We start from the raw sequence: 21,298 nt of genomic DNA, 5'->3' as shown, positions 1-21,298 counted from the left end.
GCACCTCCGTCTCGTGCGCCCCCCTTCCGGCCTCCGCCCCTCTTCCATCGAACCGCGTTCCGCCCGCCGCCGCGCGCGGGCGGCGGCCCTCATCCCGCGGACGGCGGCGCGGCGACTTCGAGCGCCAGGTCGTTGTCGACCGTGTAGTACGGCCGGTAGGTGGCGCCCTCCACCGTGGTGGCGGGGTAGACGAACACCGGCTTCCGGTCGGCCACGTCGTCCAGCAGCCGGGCGACGCGGACGCGTCGGGACTTCACCGAGGGCTTCACGAAGACGTCCCACACCGCGGGTGTCGCCGGGTCCTGCCCGGGCGGCAGCTCGGCGTACTCGGCGGTGAACGAGAACGCGCCGTCGCCCTCGTCGTGCAGCGGCGCCTTGACGGTGGTGCCGCCCGAGCCGCGCAGCCGGAACACCGCGGTGCCGCCGAGGCCGGGGCGCGCGCCGAGCAGCCGGCCGCGCACGGTCAGGCCGCGGGCGGCCACCTTCAGGTCGCCCGCCTCGGCGTGCGCGGGGCGCAGCCAGGCGCGGATGGCGAAGTAGCCGTCCTTGGTGGCGTAGGGCAGGCGCACGGCCAGCGGGTCGGCCGCGGGCGTGCGCTCCCCGGGCGCCAGGGCGCGCAGGTCCCGCAGCCCCGGCACGACGCGCTGGCGCGCCGCGTCGGGCCCGTTCAGCACGAACACGTCCCAGCGGCCCTCTTCGAGCGGCGGCTCCGCGGGCAGCTCGGCGCGCCAGCGCCCCGGCGTGCCCGGCGTGCCCGGAGCGGTCTCCGCCGGCTCCAGCGGAACGGTGCGCGCGGTGGTCTCCTCCTCGCCCTTCTTGGGGCGCAGGGCCAGGCACAGCACGGGCTCGCGAGCCTCCCGCAGCCCGCCGAGCTCGACCGTGAGACGGCCGTCGGCATCCATCGTGCAGTCCGCGCGCGGCAGCTTGTCCTTGGGGATGGTGCCGGTGCTCATCGCTTGCCCTTCCTCATGCTCCGCAGCGTGGTGACGCCCAGCGCCAGCGTGGCGTCCTTCACGGCGTGCCCGCTGCTGACGACCGCGGCGGCCAGCCGCCGCCCCGCCGCCGCGCCGGACCGGCCGCGCCGGGTGCGCTTGGCCTCGGCCAGGCCGGCGAACAGCGCCTCCGCCTGCTCGACGACGGGCACCGGATCGTAGCGGCGCGCGGCTGCGAGCGCGGCGCGGCTCATGCGCAGCCGCAGCTCGTCGTCGCGGATCAGGTCGAGCAGCGCCGCGGTCAGGGCGTCCCGGTCGCCGACCGGCACCAGCCGGCCGTCCACGCCGTCGTCGATGATCTCCGCGGGCCCGTACGGGCAGTTGGTGGACACCACGGGCAGGCCGCAGCGCATCGCCTCCACGATCGTCATGCCGAACGGCTCGAAGCTGGAGGTGACCGCGGCGATGGAGCCCTTGACCCACTCCGCCTCGATGGGGGAGGCGGCGCCCATCAGGAACACGTTGTTGTACAGGCCGAGATCGTCGATCAGGCGGCGCAGCCGGTCCTGTTCCTCGCCCTTGCCGTAGATGCGCAGCCGCCAGTCGGGCCGTTCCGCGGCGACGCCCGCGAAGGCGCGGATCAGCAGGTCGTGGCGCTTGGACCGGACGAGACGACCGGCGGCCACCACGATCCGCCCGCTGCCGTCGGCCGGCGGAAGCGCGGGCTCGGGAACGCTGTTGGGCAGGGCGGCGATCCGCACGCCCGGCAGCCGCATCTTGCGCCGGTACGCCTCGGCGTCGGCGTGGGTGACGGTGGTCAGCGCGTCCAGGCGCGGGTACACGCGGCGCAGTTCGCCGCGCAGCGCGGGCGGGTGGTTGTCCAGCGTCAGGTGTTCCTGGCCGACGAGCACGGCGTGGCTTGGCCCCTGGCGCGCGAGGTGCACGTTCAGTCCGGGGCGCGTGCCGACGACGACGTCGGAGTCGAGTCCGGCGAGGCACTCCGCGATCCGTTCGTCCGTCAGCTCGCTGTACTGGCCGTAGCGGTACTCGGAGGCGGGGAAGACCCGGGCGGGGCGCTGGTGCGCCGGGTGGTCCTTTTCGGTCCGCAGGTCCACCAGATGCCGCAGTCGCACCTGCGCGCCCAGGAGGAAATTCGGTTCCTCCCGGTGCCGGTGCACGGAGACGATCTCCACCTCGTGCCGCTCGGCCAGGGCCTGCGCGAGATTGAAGGTGGTTTTGATCGTCCCCCCGATCCCGTACCCGTTGTGGAGGAGGAAGGAAATCTTCATGCGGACATAGACCTCATGTGACAAGCGCGCGGTTGCCCGGCGGCGGGTGGGATTGTTCACTCGGGTTGTTCACTCTTCGAGCGGCCGCTCCAGCGCCTCTTCCAGGGTGCGGATCTGCTGCTTGAGGTCCGCGGAATGCCGCTCCCTGTCCTCGACGGTGGCCGGGGGGCGCGCCGTGATCACGAAGGTAGCGCAGCGGAGCAGGAAGTATCCCGGAACGGTCACCGGCCAGGCAAGTCCGAAGAGCAGCGCGGTCACCGCGGCGGAGGAACTGTCGTGGTGCTCGAAGCTGTCCACCGGGTCACCCACGTGCCACAGTTCCTCCTGCCGGATCAGCCGCGCCCGCTGCGCCCCATAGGCGGCGCGTGCCGTCAGCAGCGTGATGAGCAGATAGCCGAGCGAGCCTGCCAGCAGGCCCAAGACGAGCATGAGAGACGGTCCTTTCTCTGCGTGCCCCTCGCGGACCCCTTCCGGCCCCGGCGGAAGGGTCAGTTGCGTGCGCCCCAGCTCCAGTCCGCCACCTCCGGCAGGTCGGTCCCGTGCTCGCGAATCCACCCGTCGTGCCGGTAGCGGGTGTCGGACATGTGCTGACGCACGTGCGCGGCACGGACGGCGAGGCCGGGGACGCGGTCGATGACGTCCATGACGAGCCGGTAGCGATCCAGGTTGTTGCGCACCACCATGTCGAAGGGCGTGGTGGTGGTGCCTTCCTCCACGTAGCCGCGCACGTGCAGGTCCGCGTGGTTGGCCCGGCGGTAGGTCAGGCGGTGAATCAGCCACGGGTACCCGTGATAGGCGAAAATCACCGGCCGGTCGCGGGTGAACAGGGCGTCGTAGTCGCGGTCCGACAGGCCGTGCGGGTGTTCCTCGGTGGGCATCAGCCGGGCGATGTCCACGACGTTGACGATGCGGACGGCCAGCTCCGGCAGGTGCCGCCGCATCAGGTCGGCCGCCGCGAGCACCTCCTGGGTCGGCACGTCGCCCGCGCAGGCCAGGACCACGTCCGGCTCCCGGTTGTCGGCCTCCGTGCCCGCCCACTCCCAGATCCCGGCGCCGCGGGCGCAGTGCGCCTGCGCGTCGGCGAGGCCCAGCCAGTCGAAGCACGGCTGCTTGCCCGCGACGATCACGTTCACGTAGTCCCGGCTGCGCAGCGTGTGGTCCGCGACCGCGAGCAGCGTGTTCGCGTCCGGCGGCAGGTAGACGCGCACCACCTCGGGGCTCTTGTTCAGCACGTGGTCGACGAAGCCCGGGTCCTGGTGCGAGAAGCCGTTGTGGTCCTGCCGCCACACGTGCGACGTCAGCAGGTACGTCAGCGACGCGACCGGCCGCCGCCACGGCAGCCGGCGCGAGGTGCGCAGCCATTTGATGTGCTGGTTGGCCATCGAGTCGACGATGTGCACGAACGCCTCGTAGCTGGAGAACAGCCCGTGCCTGCCGGTGAGGAGGTACCCCTCCAGCCAGCCCTGGCACAGATGTTCCGACAGCACCTCCATCACCCGGCCGCCGCGCCCGAGATGCTCGTCGACGGGCAGCGTCTCCGCGTCCCACGCCTTGTCGGTCGCCTCGTACACGGCCTGGAGCCGGTTGGACGCCGTCTCGTCGGGGCCCACCAGCCGGAAATCACGGCGGTCGGCCGTCGCGGCCATCAGCTTCCGCAGCAACTCGCCCAGCACCTGCGTCGGTTCGTGCTGCGTCGCGCCCGGCGCGTCGACCTGCACCGCGCTGTCCGCGAGCGGCGGCACCGGCAGCTCACGCAGCAGCAGCCCGCCGTTGGCGTGCGGGTTGGCGCCGAGCCGCCGCGGCCCCGACGGCATGTGGGCCAGCACGCGGGCGGTAGGGCGGCCGCCCGCGTCGAACAGCTCCTCGGGCCGGTACGAACGCAGCCACCGCTCCAACTGGTGCAGGTGATCGGGGTTGGTGCGGGCGGCGCTCAACGGAATCTGGTGCGAACGCCAGGTGCCCGCCACCGGCAGCCCGTCCACCTCCGCCGGCCCCGTCCACCCCTTCGGGGTGCGCAGCACGATCACCGGCCACCGCGGCCGGTGCGTCGCGCCCTCGCGCCTGGCCGCCTGCTGGATCGCGCCGATGCGCGCCAGCGCCGTCTCCATCGCCCAGGCCAGCTCCCTGTGCACCTCCGCGGGTTTCTCGCCCGACACGTGCAGCGGGTGGTGGCCGTAGCCGCGCAGCAGGTCGTCGAGCTCCGACTCGGGCAGCCGGGCCAGCACCGCCGGGTTGGCGATCTTGTAGCCGTTGAGGTGCAGAATCGGCAGAACCGCCCCGTCGTGCACGGGGTCGGCGAACTTGTTCGCGTGCCAGGACCCGGCCAGCGGGCCGGTCTCCGCCTCGCCGTCGCCGATGACGCAGGCCACCAGCAGGTCCGGGTTGTCGAACGCGGCGCCGTAGGCGTGCGCGAGCGAGTAGCCCAGCTCGCCGCCCTCGTGGATCGAGCCCGGCGTCTCCGGGGCGACATGGCTGGGAATCCCGCCGGGGAACGAGAACTGCCGGAACAGCCGCGCCATGCCGGCCGCGTCCCGGGTGACGTCCGGGTAGGTGTCGGTGTAGCTGCCGTCCAGCCAGGAGTTCGCCACCACCGCAGGACCGCCGTGCCCCGGCCCCCACACGCACATCGCGTCCAGGTCGTGCGCGGCGATCAGCCGGTTCAGGTGCGCGTGCACCAGGTTGAGGCCGGGTGAGGTGCCCCAGTGGCCCAGGAGCCGCGGCTTCACGTGCTGCGGGCGCAGCGGCTCGGTCAGCAGCGGGTTGTCCAGCAGGTAGATCTGGCCCGCGGACAGGTAGTTCGCCGCCCGCCACTGGGCGTCGAGCGCCGCGGTCTCCTGGTCCCCGAGGCTGAAGGAACGGTCGTGCTGATGGTGCTGGTGGTTGTGGTCCCGCGACATCGGCGACGGCCCCTTCTCTGTCTCGCTGTTCTCGCTGTTCTCGCTGTTTCTCCGTGCTGCCCGCCGGACGGCGGCCGCTCAGCCCCCCTCGTGCGTGGTCGAGTGCGCCGCGCCGACGGGCTTGGACTCCGGCGAACCGCGCTGCACCAGCCAGACGGTGGCGAAGATGTACAGGAAGAACTGGAGGTACTCCGACTGCCAGTTCTCCGTCACATCCACGGCGAAGTCCGCGGAGGTCAGGTAGGCGGGGAACGAGACCGCCGGGCCCCGTCCGTCCGCCGTTCCTCGTTGAACTCCGCGTGCCCGGCCACCGCCTGGCCGACCAGCGCGAGCAGGAACGCCAGCGCGAACGCCAGCGTCAGCCCGTTGTCCCGCAGGAAGCGGCGCACCGTCGGGCCCTCATCCCTTGCGCGCCTCGCGCGTCTGCGCACGGTTGGCCTTACGAACGGCCGACAGCAGCTCCGAGCGGCTCATCCGGGAGCGGCCGTCGACACCGAGCCGCTTCGCGACCTGGTACAGGTGTTCCTTCGTGGCCTGCTCGTCCACGCCCTCACCGCTGCGACCGCCCCGCTGACGCGGCCGGGCCGACTGCGGATCGGAGGGCCCCTTGCGCCGGCTCTCCTTGCGCTCCCAGTGGTCGCCGACCTTCTCGTGGGTGTGCTTCAGCGCCCCGTAGGCCACGCGGTGGGCGCGCTGGCCCTCGCCGTACTCCTGCACGGCGGAGTCGTGCGCCTTGATCCACGTGCGCTGCGCGTCGCGCGGCGAACGTTCCAGCGTGGAGGGCAGTTCCTGGCGTCCGGGCATGGTTCTCACCTCCATGTCGCACAAGCTCCATGGCCGGACTGCGTCGAGTACCCGCCCGAAGCCCCGGAAAACCGCCCCCGAATCACCCCACCCGCTCCGGCCGCCCCTCGACCAGCCCGGCCCCCTCAAGACACCCGAGCCCTTCGGCGACAGCACGTGAGACGGAGTTCAGGATGGACGTCCGGGCGTCGTGGCTGGTCATCGGGCCGGAATGAGTGTAGAGGCGGGCAGAGACGAAGTCCTCCGGCATGTTTCTGATGCCGCAAGGGAAGTAGAGGCTCGCCATGCGTGTATCGGCGTAGGCGAAATCCCCGGTCGCGTACGCGGCCTCATCACCGGCCGGTTCGAAATCGGTGGGAGTGGATTCCCGCCAGCCGAACGCAAGGCTCAGCGTAGCCCGGTCGTCATCCGCCCGGTAGATGAAGCAAAAATCCTCATGGCCGGCTGTCGACGCCCTCAGGACGTCGAGGAATTCCTCCAGGTCGGCAGGCGGTACCGAGGGAACCGTCGTCTCCTTGAACGTGTCCTCCGCGGTGAGTGCTTCCAGGTCTTCGGCGGCGGACGCGGTGAGAGTGCCGTCACAGATCCGCGTGGCCGGCTCCAGGCCGACCTCCGGGGCTCGGTCGTCGTCGCTGTCCCCCGAGCAGGACGTCACCGTGAGAAGCAGTGCGCAAATCCCGATGAGGCGGGAGTACGGCCTCACTCTTCCCGACGCGCTAGCCACCGTATCTCCCGCCTGTCATGGCACCATGGTCATATCCTTCCAGCGTGGCCCGGTGCGCGTTGTCAGCGAAATCATTCGCAAAATGTCTGAGTGACTCGCTTTCGTAGTGCTCTGCCACACTGCCCAGTTGCGCGCCCGAGTCCTGGTGAAGATTCCCGGTGAGCTGCAGCTGTTCGGCCGGGTTCGGCTGGCTGCCGTGGGCGCCGTCGATCTGCTGGCCGAGGAACTCTCCGAGGAAGACGCCCGCGGCCGGGGCGGCGAGGGGGATGACCACGGCGGCGGGGCCCGCGGCGCCGGTCGCGGCGACGGCGGCTGCTCCCGCGCCGACGCCGATGAGGGAATTGCTCCCCGCTTTCCACCAGCTCGACGCCTCGGAGGCCGCCCGCTGCGCGCCGGCCGCATCGTCTCCGAAGTCCGCCTCGATCTGGTGGGTCCTCGCCTCGTCGAGGATTCCGCGTGCCGTCGCGCCCGCTCGCAGGGCCTGCTCGCCGTGCGCGAAGGCGTTCTCGTCCACGGGCTCGAAGAGATCGAGGGCACTGAGCGTGTAAATGTGCTGGGTCTGACTCAGTGTGGTGTGTGCCTCCTCGTACCTGCCCAGCTCGTACAGGAATTGGGTGACGGCACGGTTGGTGTTGTCGAGCCGGTCGCCGTAGGGAGAGACGAACGTGGTCTCCGCGATGTCGGGCATGCCGGTGTCGAACGTCCCCGAGACCACGTAGTTGATGTCGTCGATGTAGGCGCTGGCCATATGGCTCAGCCGCTCCGCCATCTGCGGCTGCTCCGCGAGCAGCCCGGGCTCGTGCGTGCCGTACAGGTGCACCACTTGCTCCATGACGGCGGACGTCTCGGGTGTGCGCAGGTCGGAGATGAGAGAGTCGCGCATGCCCTCGCTGTCCAGGGTGTCCGCGGCGTGCCCGGTCGTCGCCGCGAGGAGGGCGTCGCCGAGGGAGGGGTGTACGGTGAGCGACTCGGGCGGCCCGCGGTGATCGACGCTGCTCCACCACTCCCGCTCGGTCGCGAGATAGGCCATGTGGTCGTTCAGCCGGTCGCGGCTCGCCTCGGCGGACTCCGTGTCGAACGGGTCCACGTGGGCGGTGGGGTCGAAGTCGTCGGGTGGCGCGAAGAAGGCGGTGGCCGCCTCCGGGGCGCTCCCCAGCGCGGTGAGGAAGCCGGTGACGGGGTCGCGTCCCGCGTTCCCGCCCGGGGGCTGGCCGTCGGGGTCGCCGTCCCCGGCGTCGTCCGTCATGAAGTTGAGATTCAGGAACGGATCGGAGTCCCACAGTCGCGGCGCGGGCCGCCCGGCCTCCCGCTCGAAGGTGAGCAGGGCTTCGCCGTAGCCAACGAGGAACTCCGGCTCGTAGGCCCCCGCGTTCATCAGCGCGCTCATCGCCTGGAAGCCGTACGGGCCGTCCACGCCGCCTACGCGCTCGTCGCCGAGGGCGATCATGTCGCGCTCCCAGCGCTCCATCGCGTCCGAGTCGGACCGTGTGGCGACGCCGAGGACCGTTCCGAGGTTTTCCTGGAGGCCGGCGAACCTGTCCCACTGATCGGAACCGTCGTCGATGTCGCGGGAGTTCGTGACGTCCCGCCAGAAGTCCACGACACCCTGCGGCCCGAGGCCGGTGGCGACCAGCTCGGCGAAGACGGGGTCATCGGCGTGCCGTGACAGGACGTTGGAGAGGTAGTCGACCTCCTCGTCCGTCAGTTCGTCGCCCCGGTCCATGAGGTCCCGCGCCGTTTCGGCGTGCCGGCAGGCGACGGCGGCGGCGCCGACCGAGTCGTACGCGACCGGGTTGAAGCGGTGGGGGTCGGTGCCCATGGTGTCGCGGAGGGCTTGGGCGATGACCTCGTCGTGGTCGTTGGCGCGGCGCAGGACGTCCTCGATCCGGTTGGAGATCCGGATGACCGCGTCCTGCCGCTCGCGCCGGGTTTCCCCGTCGAGTCCGTCCAGGTCCGTGTTCACCCGGCCGGACGCGCTGACGTGGACGCCCGCCGCGGGTGCCTCCGTCTCGACGATCCGCGTCAGTTCGTCCTGGCAGCCCTTGAGGCGCTGGTAGGCGTCGCCGCAGACGTCGCGCAGGGAGGTGGCCTGCCGCAGCGCGGCGTCGAACTGGTCGGCCTGGCGGACGACGTGCGGTACCGTCACGGCCGCGTTCTCGCCCGACCAGTTGGCCGTGCGCGCGCTCCGCGCCATGCCCTGGGCGGAATGGTCCCCGCTCGGCTCGATCATCTCGGTCAGCCGGTTGACCTGCGTCTCCCAGTCACCGACTGCTTCGTTCAACGGCTCGAGCCGGGCGTGGAAGACGTCCTCGAATCGCAGCACGAGCCCCCTCACAGAGCCGAGAGGCGTGGATTGTCCGTGCCCGCGCCTGACTGGTGGAGCGAGGCGATGGTGTCCTGCTCGGCCGCCGCGTGCAGCGTCGTCGTGTCGCGGAGGTGGCTTGCGATGTCCGCGCAGACGTTCCTGAGCGTGTCGGCCTGGGTCCGCCAGCGGTCGGCCACGTCGGCCAGCGCCGATCCGGTCCCGAAGCCCGGTGTCCGCAGCAGCGTGCCGGCGCGGCTCGTACTGTCCTCCGCCTCGTGGCCGGAACGGTCCAGGGCGTCGGCCAGGAAGCTCGCGCCCCGCTGAACCGCGGCCAACTCCGCCTCGTGCAGCTCCAGGTCGGGCGCGGCGGCGCCGCCCTCGGTGCTGTTCAGCCGGGTGTGCGTGGTGTGGTCGTGCGCTGTGGCCCGCAGCCCGGCCCACTCCTCGTCGAATGACGGCATGGCGCCCCTCCCCTTTTGATCCATGCCTTTCGTGACCAGCGGTCAACTCATCGTAGCGGCGCGGTCCGGCGGGGAGGGGTCGGTCCGGCTGCCGGCTATACCGTCACTTCCGTAATGAGCCGCAGGTCGCGGCTCGAACGGCCCGCGTGCAGGTGGTAGGTGCCGGGTGGGGTGTGCCAGGCGTCGGTCGCCGGGTTCCACACCTGGAAGGCGCGGGCCGGAACGGTGACCGTCACCTCGGCGGTGCCGCCCGCGGGCACCTGCGCGCCTGCGAACCCGGCGAGTGCGAGCCGCGGCCGGGGCGGTCCTTCCTGCGGCGCCCGGAGGTAGACCTGCACGACTTCGCGGCCGGGCCGCGGGCCGGTGTTGGTGACGCGGACGGTCAGCCGCAGCCCTTCGTCGCCGGTCCCGGGGACCGCCGGGCCGGTGAAGGACTCGTAGTGCCAGGTCGTCCAGCCGAGGCCGTGGCCGAAGGGGAACGCCGGGGTGGCGCCGGTCCGTTCCCAGCCGCGGTAGCCGATGTCCAGGCCCTCGGTGTAGGTGACGACGCCGTTCTCCGGCCTGGCGTGCGGCACCGGCACGTCCTCGGCGCGGGCGGGCAGGGTGCAGGGCAGGCGGCCGGCGGGCTCGGCGCGGCCGAACAGCACGTCGGCCAGGGCGTGTCCGGCCTCCTGTCCTGGCAGCCACAGCCACAGCAGCGCGGGCACTTCGGCCTCCGACCAGGGCAGCAGAACCGGCGCGCCCGCGTTGACGGCGACGACCGTCCTGGGGTTGGCGGCGGCGACGCGGCGCACCAGTTCCTCCTGGTGGCCCGGCAGGGCGAGGCCGGTGCGGTCCCAGCCCTCTGACTCGACTTCCTCGTTGGTGCCGACGACGACGACGGCGGCGTCGGCCCGCAGGGCGGCGGCCACCGCCTCCTCGATCTCCTCCTCGGGGCCTGGCCCTGGCGGCCGGTGCCGCAGGTGGGCGGTGACCAGGCGGCCGTAGCCCTCGGCGTCGACCACGGTCAGGTCGATGACGAGGCCGACGCGGCGCGGGGTGTCCCCGACGGCCAGCTCGACGCGGTTGCCCGCCGGGTGGTGGTGGCTGGAGTCGAGGACGAGGCCGACGCCGCGGTCGTCGTCGCCCGAGGCGGTCACGTCGCCGTCGACCCGGATCTCGTAGCGGCCCACGGCGCCGATCTCCAGCCGGTGCGTGCCCGGTTCGGCGAGGGTGAGTTCGGTGCTCAGCACGACGCGGTGGGTGCCGGCGGGGAAGTCGTGGTGGTCGCCCCAGTCGCCGGTGGGCCGCAGATCGCCGCCGAGGCGGGTGCCGGCGGCGTCCAGGTAGTCGGCGCGGACGCCGTCGCCGAGCAGCGCCGGGTCGATGAACGGGGGGTGGCGGCGGGCGTCGCCGCCGCGGTGCACGGTGAGTTCGGTCCCGGCGGGCAGCGCGGCGCGCAGGCCCTCCTCGAAGCCGATGGTGCGCACGGCGGGGACGAACGCGCTGCCGCCGCCCTGGAAGTAGGGTGCGACCGCGTTGGGGCCGATGAGCGCGACGCGGCGCAGGCCGCCCGGGGCGAGCGGCAGCAGGTGGTCGCGGTCGCGCAGCAGGACGGTGGAGCGGGCGGCGACCTGCCGCAGCAGCGTGAACTCGGCCTCGGTGGGCCCGGCGGGGGCGGGCGGCCGCGCGCAGTCGGCCCAGGGCTCGGTGAGCCGGCCGACGTGCCGGGCGAGCCGCAGCAGCCGCAGCACCTTGTCGTCGACGACGGATTCGGGCACGTCCCCTGACCGTACGGCGGCGACGAGCGCCGCGCCCCACGGCCCGTCGGGGCCCGGCATCACGAGGTCGAGGCCGCCGACGGCGGAGGCGGCGGTGGTGCGGGCGGCCGCCCAGTCGCTGACGACGGGGCCGGTGAAGTGCCATTCGCCCTTGAGCACGCCCCGCAGCAGCCCGGCGTGCTCGCTCATCGGCGCGGTCGCGGTGCCGTCGTCCACGCCGGAGTAGGCGGCCATGACGCTCCACGCACCGGCCTCCTCCAGGACGGTGCGGAACGGGGCGAGGTAGACCTCGCGCAGGGTGCGCGCGTCCACGCGGGAGACGTAGCGGGTGCGTTCCGTCTCGGAGTCGTTGGCGACGAAGTGCTTGGGGCAGGCGGCCACGCCGCCGTCCTGGAGGCCGCGTACGAGGCCGGCCGCGAGCCGTCCGGTGAGCAGCGGGTCCTCGGCGAAGTACTCGAAGTGGCGGCCCGCGACCGGGGTGCGCTGAAGGTTGATCGCGGGGGCGAGCACGACATCGGCCGCGCGGCGCCGCGCCTCGGTGGCGAACAGCGCGCCGAGCCGTTCGGCCAGGTGGATGTCCCAGGTGGCGCCGAGCGCGCTGGGCGCGGGGGCGAGCAGCCCGGTGGCGCCGGGCACGTCTCCTGTGCCGCGAACGCCCTGGGGCCCGTCGGACATGACGACGGGGTGCAGGCCGAGCCGGGGCTCCGCGGGCATGGCCCACAGCGTCGCGCCGGTCAGCAGCCGCACCTTCGACTCCAGGTCGATGCCGCTGACCCGGCGGGCCAGTTCGGCGTCGTCCGGTGCCGCCGCGGAGGCGGCGGCAGGGGTGGAGAGGGATGTCATCTAATTCCTTTCGCCCGGTACGCTCAGATGAAAGCAGACCTACTGAGTGCTCAGTAAGGTGTCCCCGGTTCCGGAACCTGATCCGGAACCTGATCCGGAACCCAATCCGGAACGAGGCGTGGACGTCCGCCGCCGGAGCCAGCGAAAGCGAAGCGGTATGACCAGACCGGAAACGAGCAGACCGGAAACGAGCAGATCGGACGGCGGCCGGCCCTCCGCGGCGGAGCGGCGCGAGGAGATCCTGCGCATCGCGATGGAGACCTTCGCGACCCGCGGCTACCACAACGCCTCGCTGGCGGAGATCGCGGAGCGCTCCGGCCTGACGCAGGCGGGCGTCCTGCACCACTTCAGGTCGAAGGCGGGGCTGCTGACCGGCGTGCTCGACCTGCGCGACCAGTCGGACCTGGCGCAGCTGGCGCAGCTGGGCGAGGAGCGCCCGCGCGGGCTGGCGTTCCTCGCGCACCTGGTGGAGACGGCGCGGCGGAACGCGGAGCGGGAGGGCATCGTGCGGCTGTACGCGGTGCTGTCGGCGGAGAGCGTGACGTCGGGTCACCCGGCGCAGGAGTACTTCCGCGCCCGGTACGCGGGGCTGCGGGCGATGGTGGTGGAGGCGATCGGCGAGGCCGCGGACGCGGGCGAGGTCCCGGCGGGGCTCGACCCGCGGGCCGCGGCCAGCGCCGTGCTGGCGGTGATGGACGGGCTGCGGGTGCAGTGGCTGCTGGCGCCGGAGGCGGTCGACATGGCGGCCACGACCGACCTGGTCATCGGCGCGCTGCTCGGGCGGCCGGTGCCGGGGGGCGGCTGACCGTCGCCGCCCCGGATTCCCACGTGACCGCACGCGACTGCACGCGACCCCACGTGACTGAACTTTGTCCCTTCGGAGGAAGAAGTTCGCGCTTCTTGTTTCAAAGGGGTTTCCACTGAGGGAGAAAGTCGTTACCGTCCCTGTTGTGTACCGGTCACTTCCGGATCACGTGACCTCCCCTCGTCCCTCGGTCGCGTAGTTCCCCGGCGCGGCGGCGCGCGCCTGTGCGAAGGACTTGAACCCCCCACCCCGTGCTCAACGGAGGACGCGCGTGCACAGGAGAACAAGAAGAGTTTTCGCCGCCCTGACAGGCAGCGTGCTCGCCATCGCGGGCACGATCACGCTGGCCACCACCCAGTCGACCGCGGCCGCGGCCCCGGGCGAGGACCCGGCCCCCACGGCCGAGTTCCAGCAGGTGACCCTCGCCAAGGGGGAGCCCGAGATGGGCGAGCCGATGTCGCTTGCCGTGCTGCCGGACCGTTCCGTGCTGCACACCGCCAGGGACGGCACGGTCAGGATCACCGACGCGGACGGCACCACGAGCGTCGCGGGCACGCTGGACGTGTACGCCCACGACGAGGAGGGCCTCCAGGGCGTCGGCGTCGACCCGGACTTCGAGAACAACCGGTTCATCTACCTCTACTACGCCCCGCCGCTCGACACCCCGGGCGGGGACGCGCCAGGCGAGGGCGCGGCGGGCGACTTCGCGCCGTTCGACGGCGTCAACCGGCTCTCGCGCTTCGTGCTGAACGAGAGCAACCAGCTCGACCTCGGCACCGAGACGCAGATCCTCGACGTGCCCGCCAGCCGCGGCCAGTGCTGCCACGTCGGCGGCGACATCGACTTCGACGCCGAGGGCAACCTGTACCTGTCCACCGGCGACGACACCAACCCGTTCGCCTCCGACGGGTACACCCCGATCGACGAACGGGCCGACCGCAACCCGGCCTTCGACGCGCAGCGGTCCTCGGCCAACACCAACGACCTGCGCGGCAAGGTGCTGCGGATCACCGTCAACGACGACGGCAGCTACTCCGTCCCCGAGGGCAACCTCTTCGCCGAGGGCACCGAGGGCACCCGCCCCGAGATCTACGCCATGGGCTTCCGCAACCCCTTCCGGATGAGCGTCGACCAGGAGACCGGCATCGTCTACGTCGGCGACTACGGCCCCGACGCCGGCACCGCCTCCGACAGCCGCGGCCCCGGCGGGCAGGTCGAGTTCAACCGCATCACGGCCCCGGGCAACTTCGGCTGGCCGTACTGCACCGGGGACAACGACGCCTACGTCGACTACGACTTCGGCAGCGGGGCCTCCGGCGCCACGTTCGACTGCGATGCCCCGGTGAACGAGTCCCCCCACAACACCGGGCTGACCGAGCTGCCGCCCGCGCAGCCCGCCTGGATTCCCTACGACGGCGATTCGGTGCCCGAGTTCGGCAACGGCTCGGAGTCCCCGATGGCCGGGCCGGTCTACCACTTCGACCCGGACCTCGAATCGTCCGTGAAGTTCCCCGAGGAGTACGACGGCAACTTCTTCGCCACCGAGTACGGCAGGCGCTGGATCAGGGCCATCGATCTGGAGGCCGACGGCACCGTCAACTCGATCAGCGAGTTCCCCTGGAGCGGCACCCAGGTCATGGACAGCGCCTTCGGCCCCGACGGCGCCCTGTACGTGCTGGACTACGGCACCGGCTACTTCAACGGCGACGAGAACAGCGCGCTGTACCGCATCGAGAACGTGACCGGCGGCCGTTCGCCCATCGCCGAGGCGTCCGGCACCCCCACCTCGGGACCCGCGCCGCTGGCCGTGACCTTCTCCGCCGAGGGCAGCAACGACCCCGACGGCGACGAGATCAGCTACAGCTGGGACTTCGGCGACGGCAGCACCTCCACCGAGCCGAACCCGTCGCACACCTACGAGGAGGACGGCACCTACACCGCGGAACTGACGGTGACCGACGCGGACGGACTCACCGGCTCGGCCTCGGTGCCGATCAACGTCGGCAACACCGCGCCCACCGTGGAGCTGATCCTCCCGGCCGACGGCCAGCTCGTCGACTTCGGCGACGCGGTGCCGTTCGAGATCGAGGTGTCCGACCCCGAGGACGGCGAGATCGACTGCTCGCAGGTCACCCTCAGCTTCGTCCTCGGCCACGACAGCCACGGGCACAAACTGACCGACACCACCGGCTGCTCCGGCACCATCCAGACCCTGGCGGACGGCGAACACGACCCGAACGCCAACATCTTCGGGATCTTCGACGCCGAGTACACCGACGCGGGCGGCCTGACCACGCACGACCAGGTCACCACGCAGACCCGCACCCGCCAGGCCGAGCACTTCGGCGACAGCAGCGGCGTCGAGATCACCGAATACGCGACGGCGCACGGCGGCCGGGCGGTCGGGTTCGTCGACAACGGCGACTGGATCTCGTTCACGCCCTACCTGCTGGCCGACGCAACCGAGTTCACCGCACGCGTCGCATCCGGCGGGGCAGGCGGCACCATAGAGGTACGCGCCGACTCGCCCACCGGAACCGTGCTCGGCTCCGTGGACGTGGCCCCCACCGGCGGCTGGGACGTCTACCAGGACGTCACGACGTCCCTGACCGATCTTCCCGCCGGAACGACCACGCTCCACCTGGTCTTCACCGGTTCCACCGGCGGCGGCGGACTGTTCGACATCGACGACTTCACCTTCGGCACCGGGAGTCAGTGATGCACCAACGGACCAAGCAACCCAAACGGCTGGCCCGCCTGGCCGTCTGCGGCGTGATCTGCGCCGCGGCCCTGCCCACCGCCGCCGCGGCGGCGGCCCCGGACGATCCGGCGGCCGCGCCCGACGACCCCGCCTACGACCTGCTGGTCTTCTCCAAGACGGCCGGGTTCCGGCACGACTCGATCGAGGACGGGATCGCCGCGATCACCGCCCTGGGCGCGGAGAACAACTTCTCGGTCACCGCGACCGAGGACTCGACCACGTTCACCGCCGACAACCTCGCCCAGTACGAGGCGGTGGTCTTCCTCTCCACCACGGGCGATGTGCTCGACGAGGCCCAGCAGACCGCGTTCGAGGGCTACATCAACGACGGCGGCGCCTACGTGGGTGTCCACGCCGCCGCCGACACCGAGTACGACTGGGAGTGGTACAACGGGCTCGCGGGCGCGCTGTTCCAGTCGCATCCGCACATTCAGGAAGCCACGGTGCACGTCGAGGACCGTGCGCACGACGCCACCGCCCACCTGGGCGAGACCTGGCAGCGCACCGACGAGTGGTACAACTACCGCACCAACCCGCGGGAGTCCGCGCGCGTGCTGGCCTCGCTCGACGAGTCCAGCTACACCGGCGGCGAGATGGACGGCGACCACCCGATCGCCTGGTGCAAGGAGTACGAGGGCGGCCGGGCGTTCTACACCGGCGGCGGCCACACCGCGGAGTCCTTCACGGAGCCGGAGTTCGTGCGCCACCTGCTCGGCGGCATCCGCTGGGCGGCCGGCGTCACCGAGGCCGACTGCCGTCCGGAGACCGGCTACACCTCGCTGTTCGACGGCACCGGCACCGACGGCTGGTCGCAGGCGGGCCCCGGCCAGTTCGCGCTGGCCGACGACGGCACCCTCACCACCGAGGGCGGCATGGGCATGCTGTGGTACGAGGCCCAGGAGTTCGCCTCCTACTCGCTGAAGCTGGACTGGCGGCTGGAGGGCGACGACAACTCCGGCATCTTCATCGGCTTCCCGCCATCCGACGACCCGTGGTCCGCCGTGGACAACGGCTACGAGATCCAGATCGACGCCACGGACGCGCCCGAACGCACCACCGGGTCCGTCTACACCTTCCAGTCCGCCGACATCGAGGCCCGCGACGCGGCCCTCAACCCGCCGGGGGAGTGGAACACCTACGAACTGCGGGTCGAAGGCGAGCGACTTCAGATCTTCCTCAACGGCACCCTGATCAACGACTTCACCAATACCGATCCCGCACGTAGCCTGACGCAGGGCCACGTCGGCCTCCAGAACCACGGTGAGGAAGACACCGTTAGCTTCCGCAACGTCCGCATACAGGAACTGCCCTGAGCAGTGCGAGTTCCCCCTAGAACCGTCCCCTAGACCCGTCTCCGCCGCGAGGGGCGGCGGCGACGGACCCGGCCCCCACGGCCGGTGACGGTGGCGCGGTGGTGACGCCGAACCCCACCCCGCCGTCGCAACCCCCCGGTGCCCGACCGCGCCGAACCCGGCCGGGCACCGGGGCCCCCTTTCGTCGCACCCGAAAACGAAGGAGGAGGGCCACCCCCGTGACAACCGCATCCACCGCGCGCGTCGGCCTCTGGCTCATCGGCGCGCGCGGCTCCGTCGCCACCACGACCATCGCCGGGCGGGCCGCCCTTGCGGCCGGACTCACCCCGCCCACCGGCATGGTCACCGCCCTGCCACCGTTCGCCGACAGCGCGCTGCCCGACCTCGACCACCTGGTCGTCGGCGGCCACGACGTCGTCGACATCCCCGTCCCCAAACGCGCGGAACAGCTCGTCGCCGCCGGCGTCCTGCCGCACGGGCTGCCCGCCGCCATCGCCGCGGAACTGGCCGCCGCCGACGCCGAGATCAGGCACCCGGGCGCCGACCCGGCCGCCGACATCGCCGACTTCACCCGCCGCCACGACCTGGAACGCACCGTGGTCGTCAACGTGGCCAGCACCGAGACCGACCCCGCGATCAGCACCGGCTACGCCGCCGCGGCCATCGCCGCGGGCTGCTCCTACGTCAACTTCACGCCCGCGACCGGCATGCGCGGCCCCGGTCTCGCCGAACGGGCCCTCGCCGCCGGTCTGCCGCACGCCGGGCGGGACGGCAAGACCGGCCAGACGCTGCTGCGCGCCGCCCTGGCCCCGATGTTCGCCCAGCGCGCCCTGGACGTGCGGTCCTGGTCCGGCACCAACCTGCTCGGCGGCGGCGACGGCGCCGCCCTCGCCGACCCGGCCGCCGCCGCGGCCAAGAACGCGGGGAAGGAACGCGTCCTCGCCGACACCCTCGGGGACCTGCCCGAGGGCACCGTGCACATCGACAACGTGCCCGCCCTCGGCGACTGGAAGACCGCCTGGGACCACGTCGCGTTCGACGGCTTCCTCGGCGCCCGCATGGTGCTCCAGACCATCTGGCAGGGCTGCGACTCCGCGCTCGCCGCGCCGCTGGTGCTCGACCTGGCCCGCCTGGTCGCGCGCGCCCACGCCACCGGCATGTCAGGACCCGTGCCGGGGCTCGGCTTCTTCTTCAAGGACCCCGACACCGGCCCGGCCGCGCTCGGCGAGCAGTACGAGGAACTGCTGACCCTCGCGCAGACGCTGCGGGCCAGGCCGTGAACCGCGCCTGGATCGAGCTGGTCCGCGGCCCGGCCGCGCTGACCGTCCCCGGCGACATCGTGGCCGGTGCCGCCGCCGCGGGCGGCGCGCCGCTGAAGCGGACGGCCCTGGCCGCCGGTTCCTCCCTGTGCCTGTACTGGTCGGGGATGGCGCTCAACGACTGGGCCGACCGCGACACCGACGCGCGCGAACGGCCCACGCGCCCCCTCCCCTCCGGCCGCATCCGCCCGGCCGCCGCCCTCGCGGCGGCGGCCGGGCTCACCGCCGCCGGGCTCACCCTCGCCGCCGTCCACTCCCGGCCCGCCCTCGCCGCGGCCGGGGCGCTGGCCGCCACCGCCTGGGCCTACGACCTGGGCGTCAAGCACACCCAGGCCGGGCCCGCCGCGATGGGCGCGGCCCGTTCCCTCAACGTCGTCCTCGGCGCGTGCGCGGGCCGCGCGCCCCACCGCGCGCTGCCCGCGGCGGGCGTCGTCGGCGCCCACACCGCCGCCGTGACGGCGCTGTCCCGGCACGAGGCGTTCGGCGGGCCGCGGTCCGCGCCGCTGGTCACGCTGGCCGCCGCCCTCGGCACCGCCGCGGCCGTCGCCGCCCCCGGGCGCACGCCCGCGCCCCGGGCGGAACGTGCCGGATCGGTCGCCGGCTCGGTCGCCTACCTGCTGACCGCCGCGCCACCGCTGCTGCGCGCCGCCCGGGAGCCCACCGGCGCCCGGGTGCGGCAGGGCGTCGTCGGCGGGCTGACCGCCCTGATGCCGCTCCAGGCGGCACTGGCCGCCCGCGCGGGCCGGCCGCAGGCCGTGCCCGTGCTGCTCGGGGCGCTGGCCGCCGCCCGGCGCCTGTCCAGGAAGGTCACCCCCACATGACCGGTCCACGCCGGCCCCGTTTCGCCTACGGCACCAACGGCCTGACCGACCTGCGCCTGTCCGACGCCCTCGCCCTGCTGGCCGACCTCGGCTACCAGGGCGTGGCGCTGACGCTCGACCACATGCACCTCGACCCCTGCGCCCCCGATCTTGCGCGCCGCACCGCGCAGGTCGCGCGCCGGCTCGACCGCCTCGGCCTCGCCGTCGCGGTCGAGACCGGCGCCAGGTACGTACTCGACCCCACCGCCAAGCACGGCCCCAGCCTCCTCGACCCCGACCCGGCCGCCCGCGAGCGCCGCACCGGGCTGCTCCTCGACGCGGTGCGCGTCGGCCGCGACCTCGGCGCGACCGCGGTGCACTGCTTCAGCGGCCGGGTGCCGCGCGACACTCCGGAGGCCGAGGCGTGGAAGCGGCTCGCCGGAGCCCTCGCCCCGGTCCTCGACCTCGCCACCGAGGCCGGGGTGCCGCTGGCCGTCGAGCCGGAGCCCGGCATGCTGCTCGACACCCTCGCCGCGTTCCACCGGCTGCGCCGCGACCTCGACGGCGTCCGCCTCACCCTCGACCTCGGGCACTGCCACTGCCTCGAACCCGTGCCCGTCCCGGACTGCGTCACCGCCGCCGCGCCCTGGACCGCCCACGTGCAGATCGAGGACATGCGGCGCGGCGTCCACGAACATCTGCCGCTGGGCGAGGGCGAGATCAACTTTCCGCCCGTGCTCGCCGCCCTCGCCGCCACCGGATACGGCGGCCTGGTCTCCGTCGAGCTGCCGCGCCACTCCCACGCCGGACCCGAACTCGCCCGCAGGTCCCTCGACTTCCTGACCACCGCGCACCGGGAGGCCGGCTAAGTGCTGACCGAGACCAGTCTCACCCCCGCCGCTCGCGCCTGGCTCGACGGCGTGCTGGGCACCGACGCCTGGGAGGCCGCGTTCACCTCCGCGGGCCGCCACGTCGGCCGCGCCGCCGCGGACGCCGTCCGGGTGGCGCTGCTGCGCGCCGCGGGCGCCGACGCCGCCACCGCCGCCCGCCTCTACCGGCACGGCGACGGGGCGGAGCGCCGCGCCGTGCTGCGCGCCCTGCCGCACCTGCCGGTCGGCGCCGACGCGCTGCCGCTCGTCGAGGACGCGCTGCGCACCAACGACCCGCGGCTGATCGCCGCCGCCGTCGGCCCCTACGCCGCCCGCCACCTCGACCAGCACCTGTGGCGGCACGCCGTCCTCAAGTGCGTCTTCACCGACGTCCCCGTGACCGAGGTCGCCGGCCTCGCCGACCGTGCCGACCCCGAACTCAGCCGGATGCTCACCGACTTCGCCGCGGAACGCACGGCCGCCGGGCGGCCCGTGCCCGCCGACGTGCGGCACGCCCTGGCCCTCTCCCCGCCGCCCGCACCCGCCCCGGAGGCATGATGCGCATCTTCGATCCCCACATCCACATGACCTCCCGCACGACCGACGACTACGAGCGGATGCGCGCGGCCGGGGTGGCGGCCGTCGTGGAGCCCTCGTTCTGGCTGGGCCAGCCCCGCACCTCGGCCGCCAGCTTCCTGGACTACTTCGACTCGCTGCTCGGCTGGGAGCCCTACCGGGCCGCCCAGTACGGCATCGCCCACCACTGCACGCTCGCCCTCAACCCCAAGGAGGCGAACGACCCGCGCTGCACGCCCGTGCTCCAGGAGCTGCCGCGCTACCTGGAGAAGGACAACGTGGTGGCCGTCGGCGAGATCGGCTACGACTCGCTGACCCCGGCCGAGGACGACGCGCTGGCCGCCCAGCTCGAACTGGCCGCGCGCCACGGCCTGCCCGCCCTCGTCCACACGCCGCACCGCGACAAGGCCGCGGGCCTGGAACGCACCCTGTCCGTGCTCGCCGAGTCCGAACTGCCGCCCGAGCGCGTGGTGCTCGACCACCTGAACGAGACGACCGTCGACCGCGCCGCGGACAGCGGCTGCTGGATGGCGTTCTCCGTCTACCCGGACACCAAGATGGACGAGCGGCGCACCGTCGAGGTGCTCCGCCGCCTCGGCCTCGACCGGATGCTGGTCAACTCGGCCGCGGACTGGGGCCGCAGCGACCCGCTGAAGACGCGCCGCGTCGCCGACGCCATGCTGGCCGCCGGGTTCACCGACGACGACGTGGACCGGGTGCTGTGGCGCAATCCGGTGGAGTTCTACGGCCAGAGCGGCCGTCTTGAGCTGGACGGACGCGAGCAGCCGGAGAGTTTCGAGGGCAACTCGATCCTGCGCGGCGCCCCGGCCGGGCGGTGAG

Annotated in this window: 16 protein-coding genes and 2 pseudogenes; 8 read left to right on the top strand and 10 right to left on the bottom strand. The window is 72.9% G+C overall.

Translation table 11 applies throughout. The features are described 5' to 3' along the window. Positions 1-89: 89 nt before the first annotated feature. The 10 genes and pseudogenes from RM779_RS02725 to RM779_RS02680 form a co-directional block, all read right to left on the bottom strand. Positions 90-953, bottom strand: coding sequence for a hypothetical protein (locus RM779_RS02725; RefSeq protein WP_311615355.1), 864 nt, complete (start codon positions 951-953; stop codon positions 90-92). Then, positions 950-2,221, bottom strand: a complete 1,272-nt coding sequence (locus tag RM779_RS02720) for a glycosyltransferase family 4 protein (protein ID WP_311615354.1) — start codon at positions 2,219-2,221, stop codon at positions 950-952. Before RM779_RS02720 ends, RM779_RS02725 begins: the two co-directional genes overlap by 4 nt. Before the next feature lie 69 nt (positions 2,222-2,290). Next, entirely contained in the window at positions 2,291-2,650 is a 360-nt protein-coding gene (locus tag RM779_RS02715) for a hypothetical protein (protein WP_311615352.1), read from the bottom strand. Between the two features lie 59 nt (positions 2,651-2,709). After that, on the bottom strand, positions 2,710-5,118 hold the full coding sequence (locus RM779_RS02710) for a phosphoketolase family protein (protein ID WP_311615350.1): 2,409 nt from the start codon (positions 5,116-5,118) through the stop codon (positions 2,710-2,712). A gap of 105 nt (positions 5,119-5,223) precedes the next feature. Continuing rightward, positions 5,224-5,507 (bottom strand): annotated as a pseudogene (locus RM779_RS02705) (DUF6766 family protein); the annotation flags it as partial. A 10-nt stretch (positions 5,508-5,517) separates the two neighbouring features. Further along, the gene (locus tag RM779_RS02700) at positions 5,518-5,922 is read right to left on the bottom strand and encodes a ChaB family protein (protein WP_311615348.1); all 405 of its coding nucleotides are present in this window, start codon (positions 5,920-5,922) and stop codon (positions 5,518-5,520) included. Positions 5,923-6,004: 82 nt separating this feature from the next. Continuing rightward, positions 6,005-6,646, bottom strand: coding sequence for a hypothetical protein (locus RM779_RS02695; RefSeq protein ID WP_311615346.1), 642 nt, complete (start codon positions 6,644-6,646; stop codon positions 6,005-6,007). Beyond that, on the bottom strand, positions 6,639-8,969 hold the full coding sequence (locus RM779_RS02690) for a hypothetical protein (RefSeq protein WP_311615344.1): 2,331 nt from the start codon (positions 8,967-8,969) through the stop codon (positions 6,639-6,641). The genes RM779_RS02695 and RM779_RS02690 overlap by 8 nt, the downstream gene beginning before the upstream one ends. Positions 8,970-8,977: 8 nt before the next feature. Beyond that, on the bottom strand, positions 8,978-9,412 hold the full coding sequence (locus RM779_RS02685; protein ID WP_311615341.1) for a hypothetical protein: 435 nt from the start codon (positions 9,410-9,412) through the stop codon (positions 8,978-8,980). Between the two features lie 95 nt (positions 9,413-9,507). Beyond that, complete coding sequence (locus tag RM779_RS02680) at positions 9,508-12,015, bottom strand: beta-glucosidase family protein (RefSeq protein WP_311615339.1); 2,508 nt, start codon at positions 12,013-12,015, stop codon at positions 9,508-9,510. Between the two features lie 157 nt (positions 12,016-12,172). Here RM779_RS02680 and RM779_RS02675 point away from each other — a divergent pair, with 157 nt between their 5' ends. From RM779_RS02675 to RM779_RS02640, 8 genes and pseudogenes are all read left to right on the top strand, one after another. After that, positions 12,173-12,820 carry a TetR/AcrR family transcriptional regulator gene (locus RM779_RS02675; protein WP_311615337.1) on the top strand — a complete coding sequence of 216 codons (648 nt, stop codon included), beginning with the start codon at positions 12,173-12,175 and terminating at the stop codon, positions 12,818-12,820. A gap of 271 nt (positions 12,821-13,091) precedes the next feature. Then, the gene (locus RM779_RS02670; RefSeq protein WP_311615335.1) at positions 13,092-15,539 is read left to right on the top strand and encodes a PQQ-dependent sugar dehydrogenase; all 2,448 of its coding nucleotides are present in this window, start codon (positions 13,092-13,094) and stop codon (positions 15,537-15,539) included. After that, positions 15,539-16,888 (top strand): annotated as a pseudogene (locus RM779_RS02665) (ThuA domain-containing protein); the annotation flags it as partial. The gene RM779_RS02670 and the pseudogene RM779_RS02665, both read left to right, overlap by 1 nt. 224 nt (positions 16,889-17,112) lie before the next feature. Further along, positions 17,113-18,174, top strand: a complete 1,062-nt coding sequence (locus tag RM779_RS02660; protein WP_311615333.1) for an inositol-3-phosphate synthase — start codon at positions 17,113-17,115, stop codon at positions 18,172-18,174. After that, positions 18,171-19,034, top strand: coding sequence for an SCO3242 family prenyltransferase (locus tag RM779_RS02655; protein ID WP_311615331.1), 864 nt, complete (start codon positions 18,171-18,173; stop codon positions 19,032-19,034). The genes RM779_RS02660 and RM779_RS02655 overlap by 4 nt, the downstream gene beginning before the upstream one ends. Next, the gene (locus RM779_RS02650; protein WP_311615329.1) at positions 19,031-19,882 is read left to right on the top strand and encodes a sugar phosphate isomerase/epimerase family protein; all 852 of its coding nucleotides are present in this window, start codon (positions 19,031-19,033) and stop codon (positions 19,880-19,882) included. The genes RM779_RS02655 and RM779_RS02650 overlap by 4 nt, the downstream gene beginning before the upstream one ends. Beyond that, on the top strand, positions 19,883-20,440 hold the full coding sequence (locus RM779_RS02645; RefSeq protein WP_311615327.1) for an EboA domain-containing protein: 558 nt from the start codon (positions 19,883-19,885) through the stop codon (positions 20,438-20,440). Beyond that, the gene (locus RM779_RS02640; RefSeq protein WP_311615476.1) at positions 20,440-21,297 is read left to right on the top strand and encodes a TatD family hydrolase; all 858 of its coding nucleotides are present in this window, start codon (positions 20,440-20,442) and stop codon (positions 21,295-21,297) included. Before RM779_RS02645 ends, RM779_RS02640 begins: the two co-directional genes overlap by 1 nt. The last annotated feature ends 1 nt before the right edge of the window (position 21,298 follow it).

This window comes from Streptomyces johnsoniae, from assembly GCF_031845565.1.
Classification (GTDB): Bacteria; Actinomycetota; Actinomycetes; order Streptomycetales; family Streptomycetaceae; genus Streptomyces; species Streptomyces johnsoniae.
Note: the sequence above shows the minus strand (reverse complement) of the source record. Positions and strands in the feature narration are given on the sequence as shown.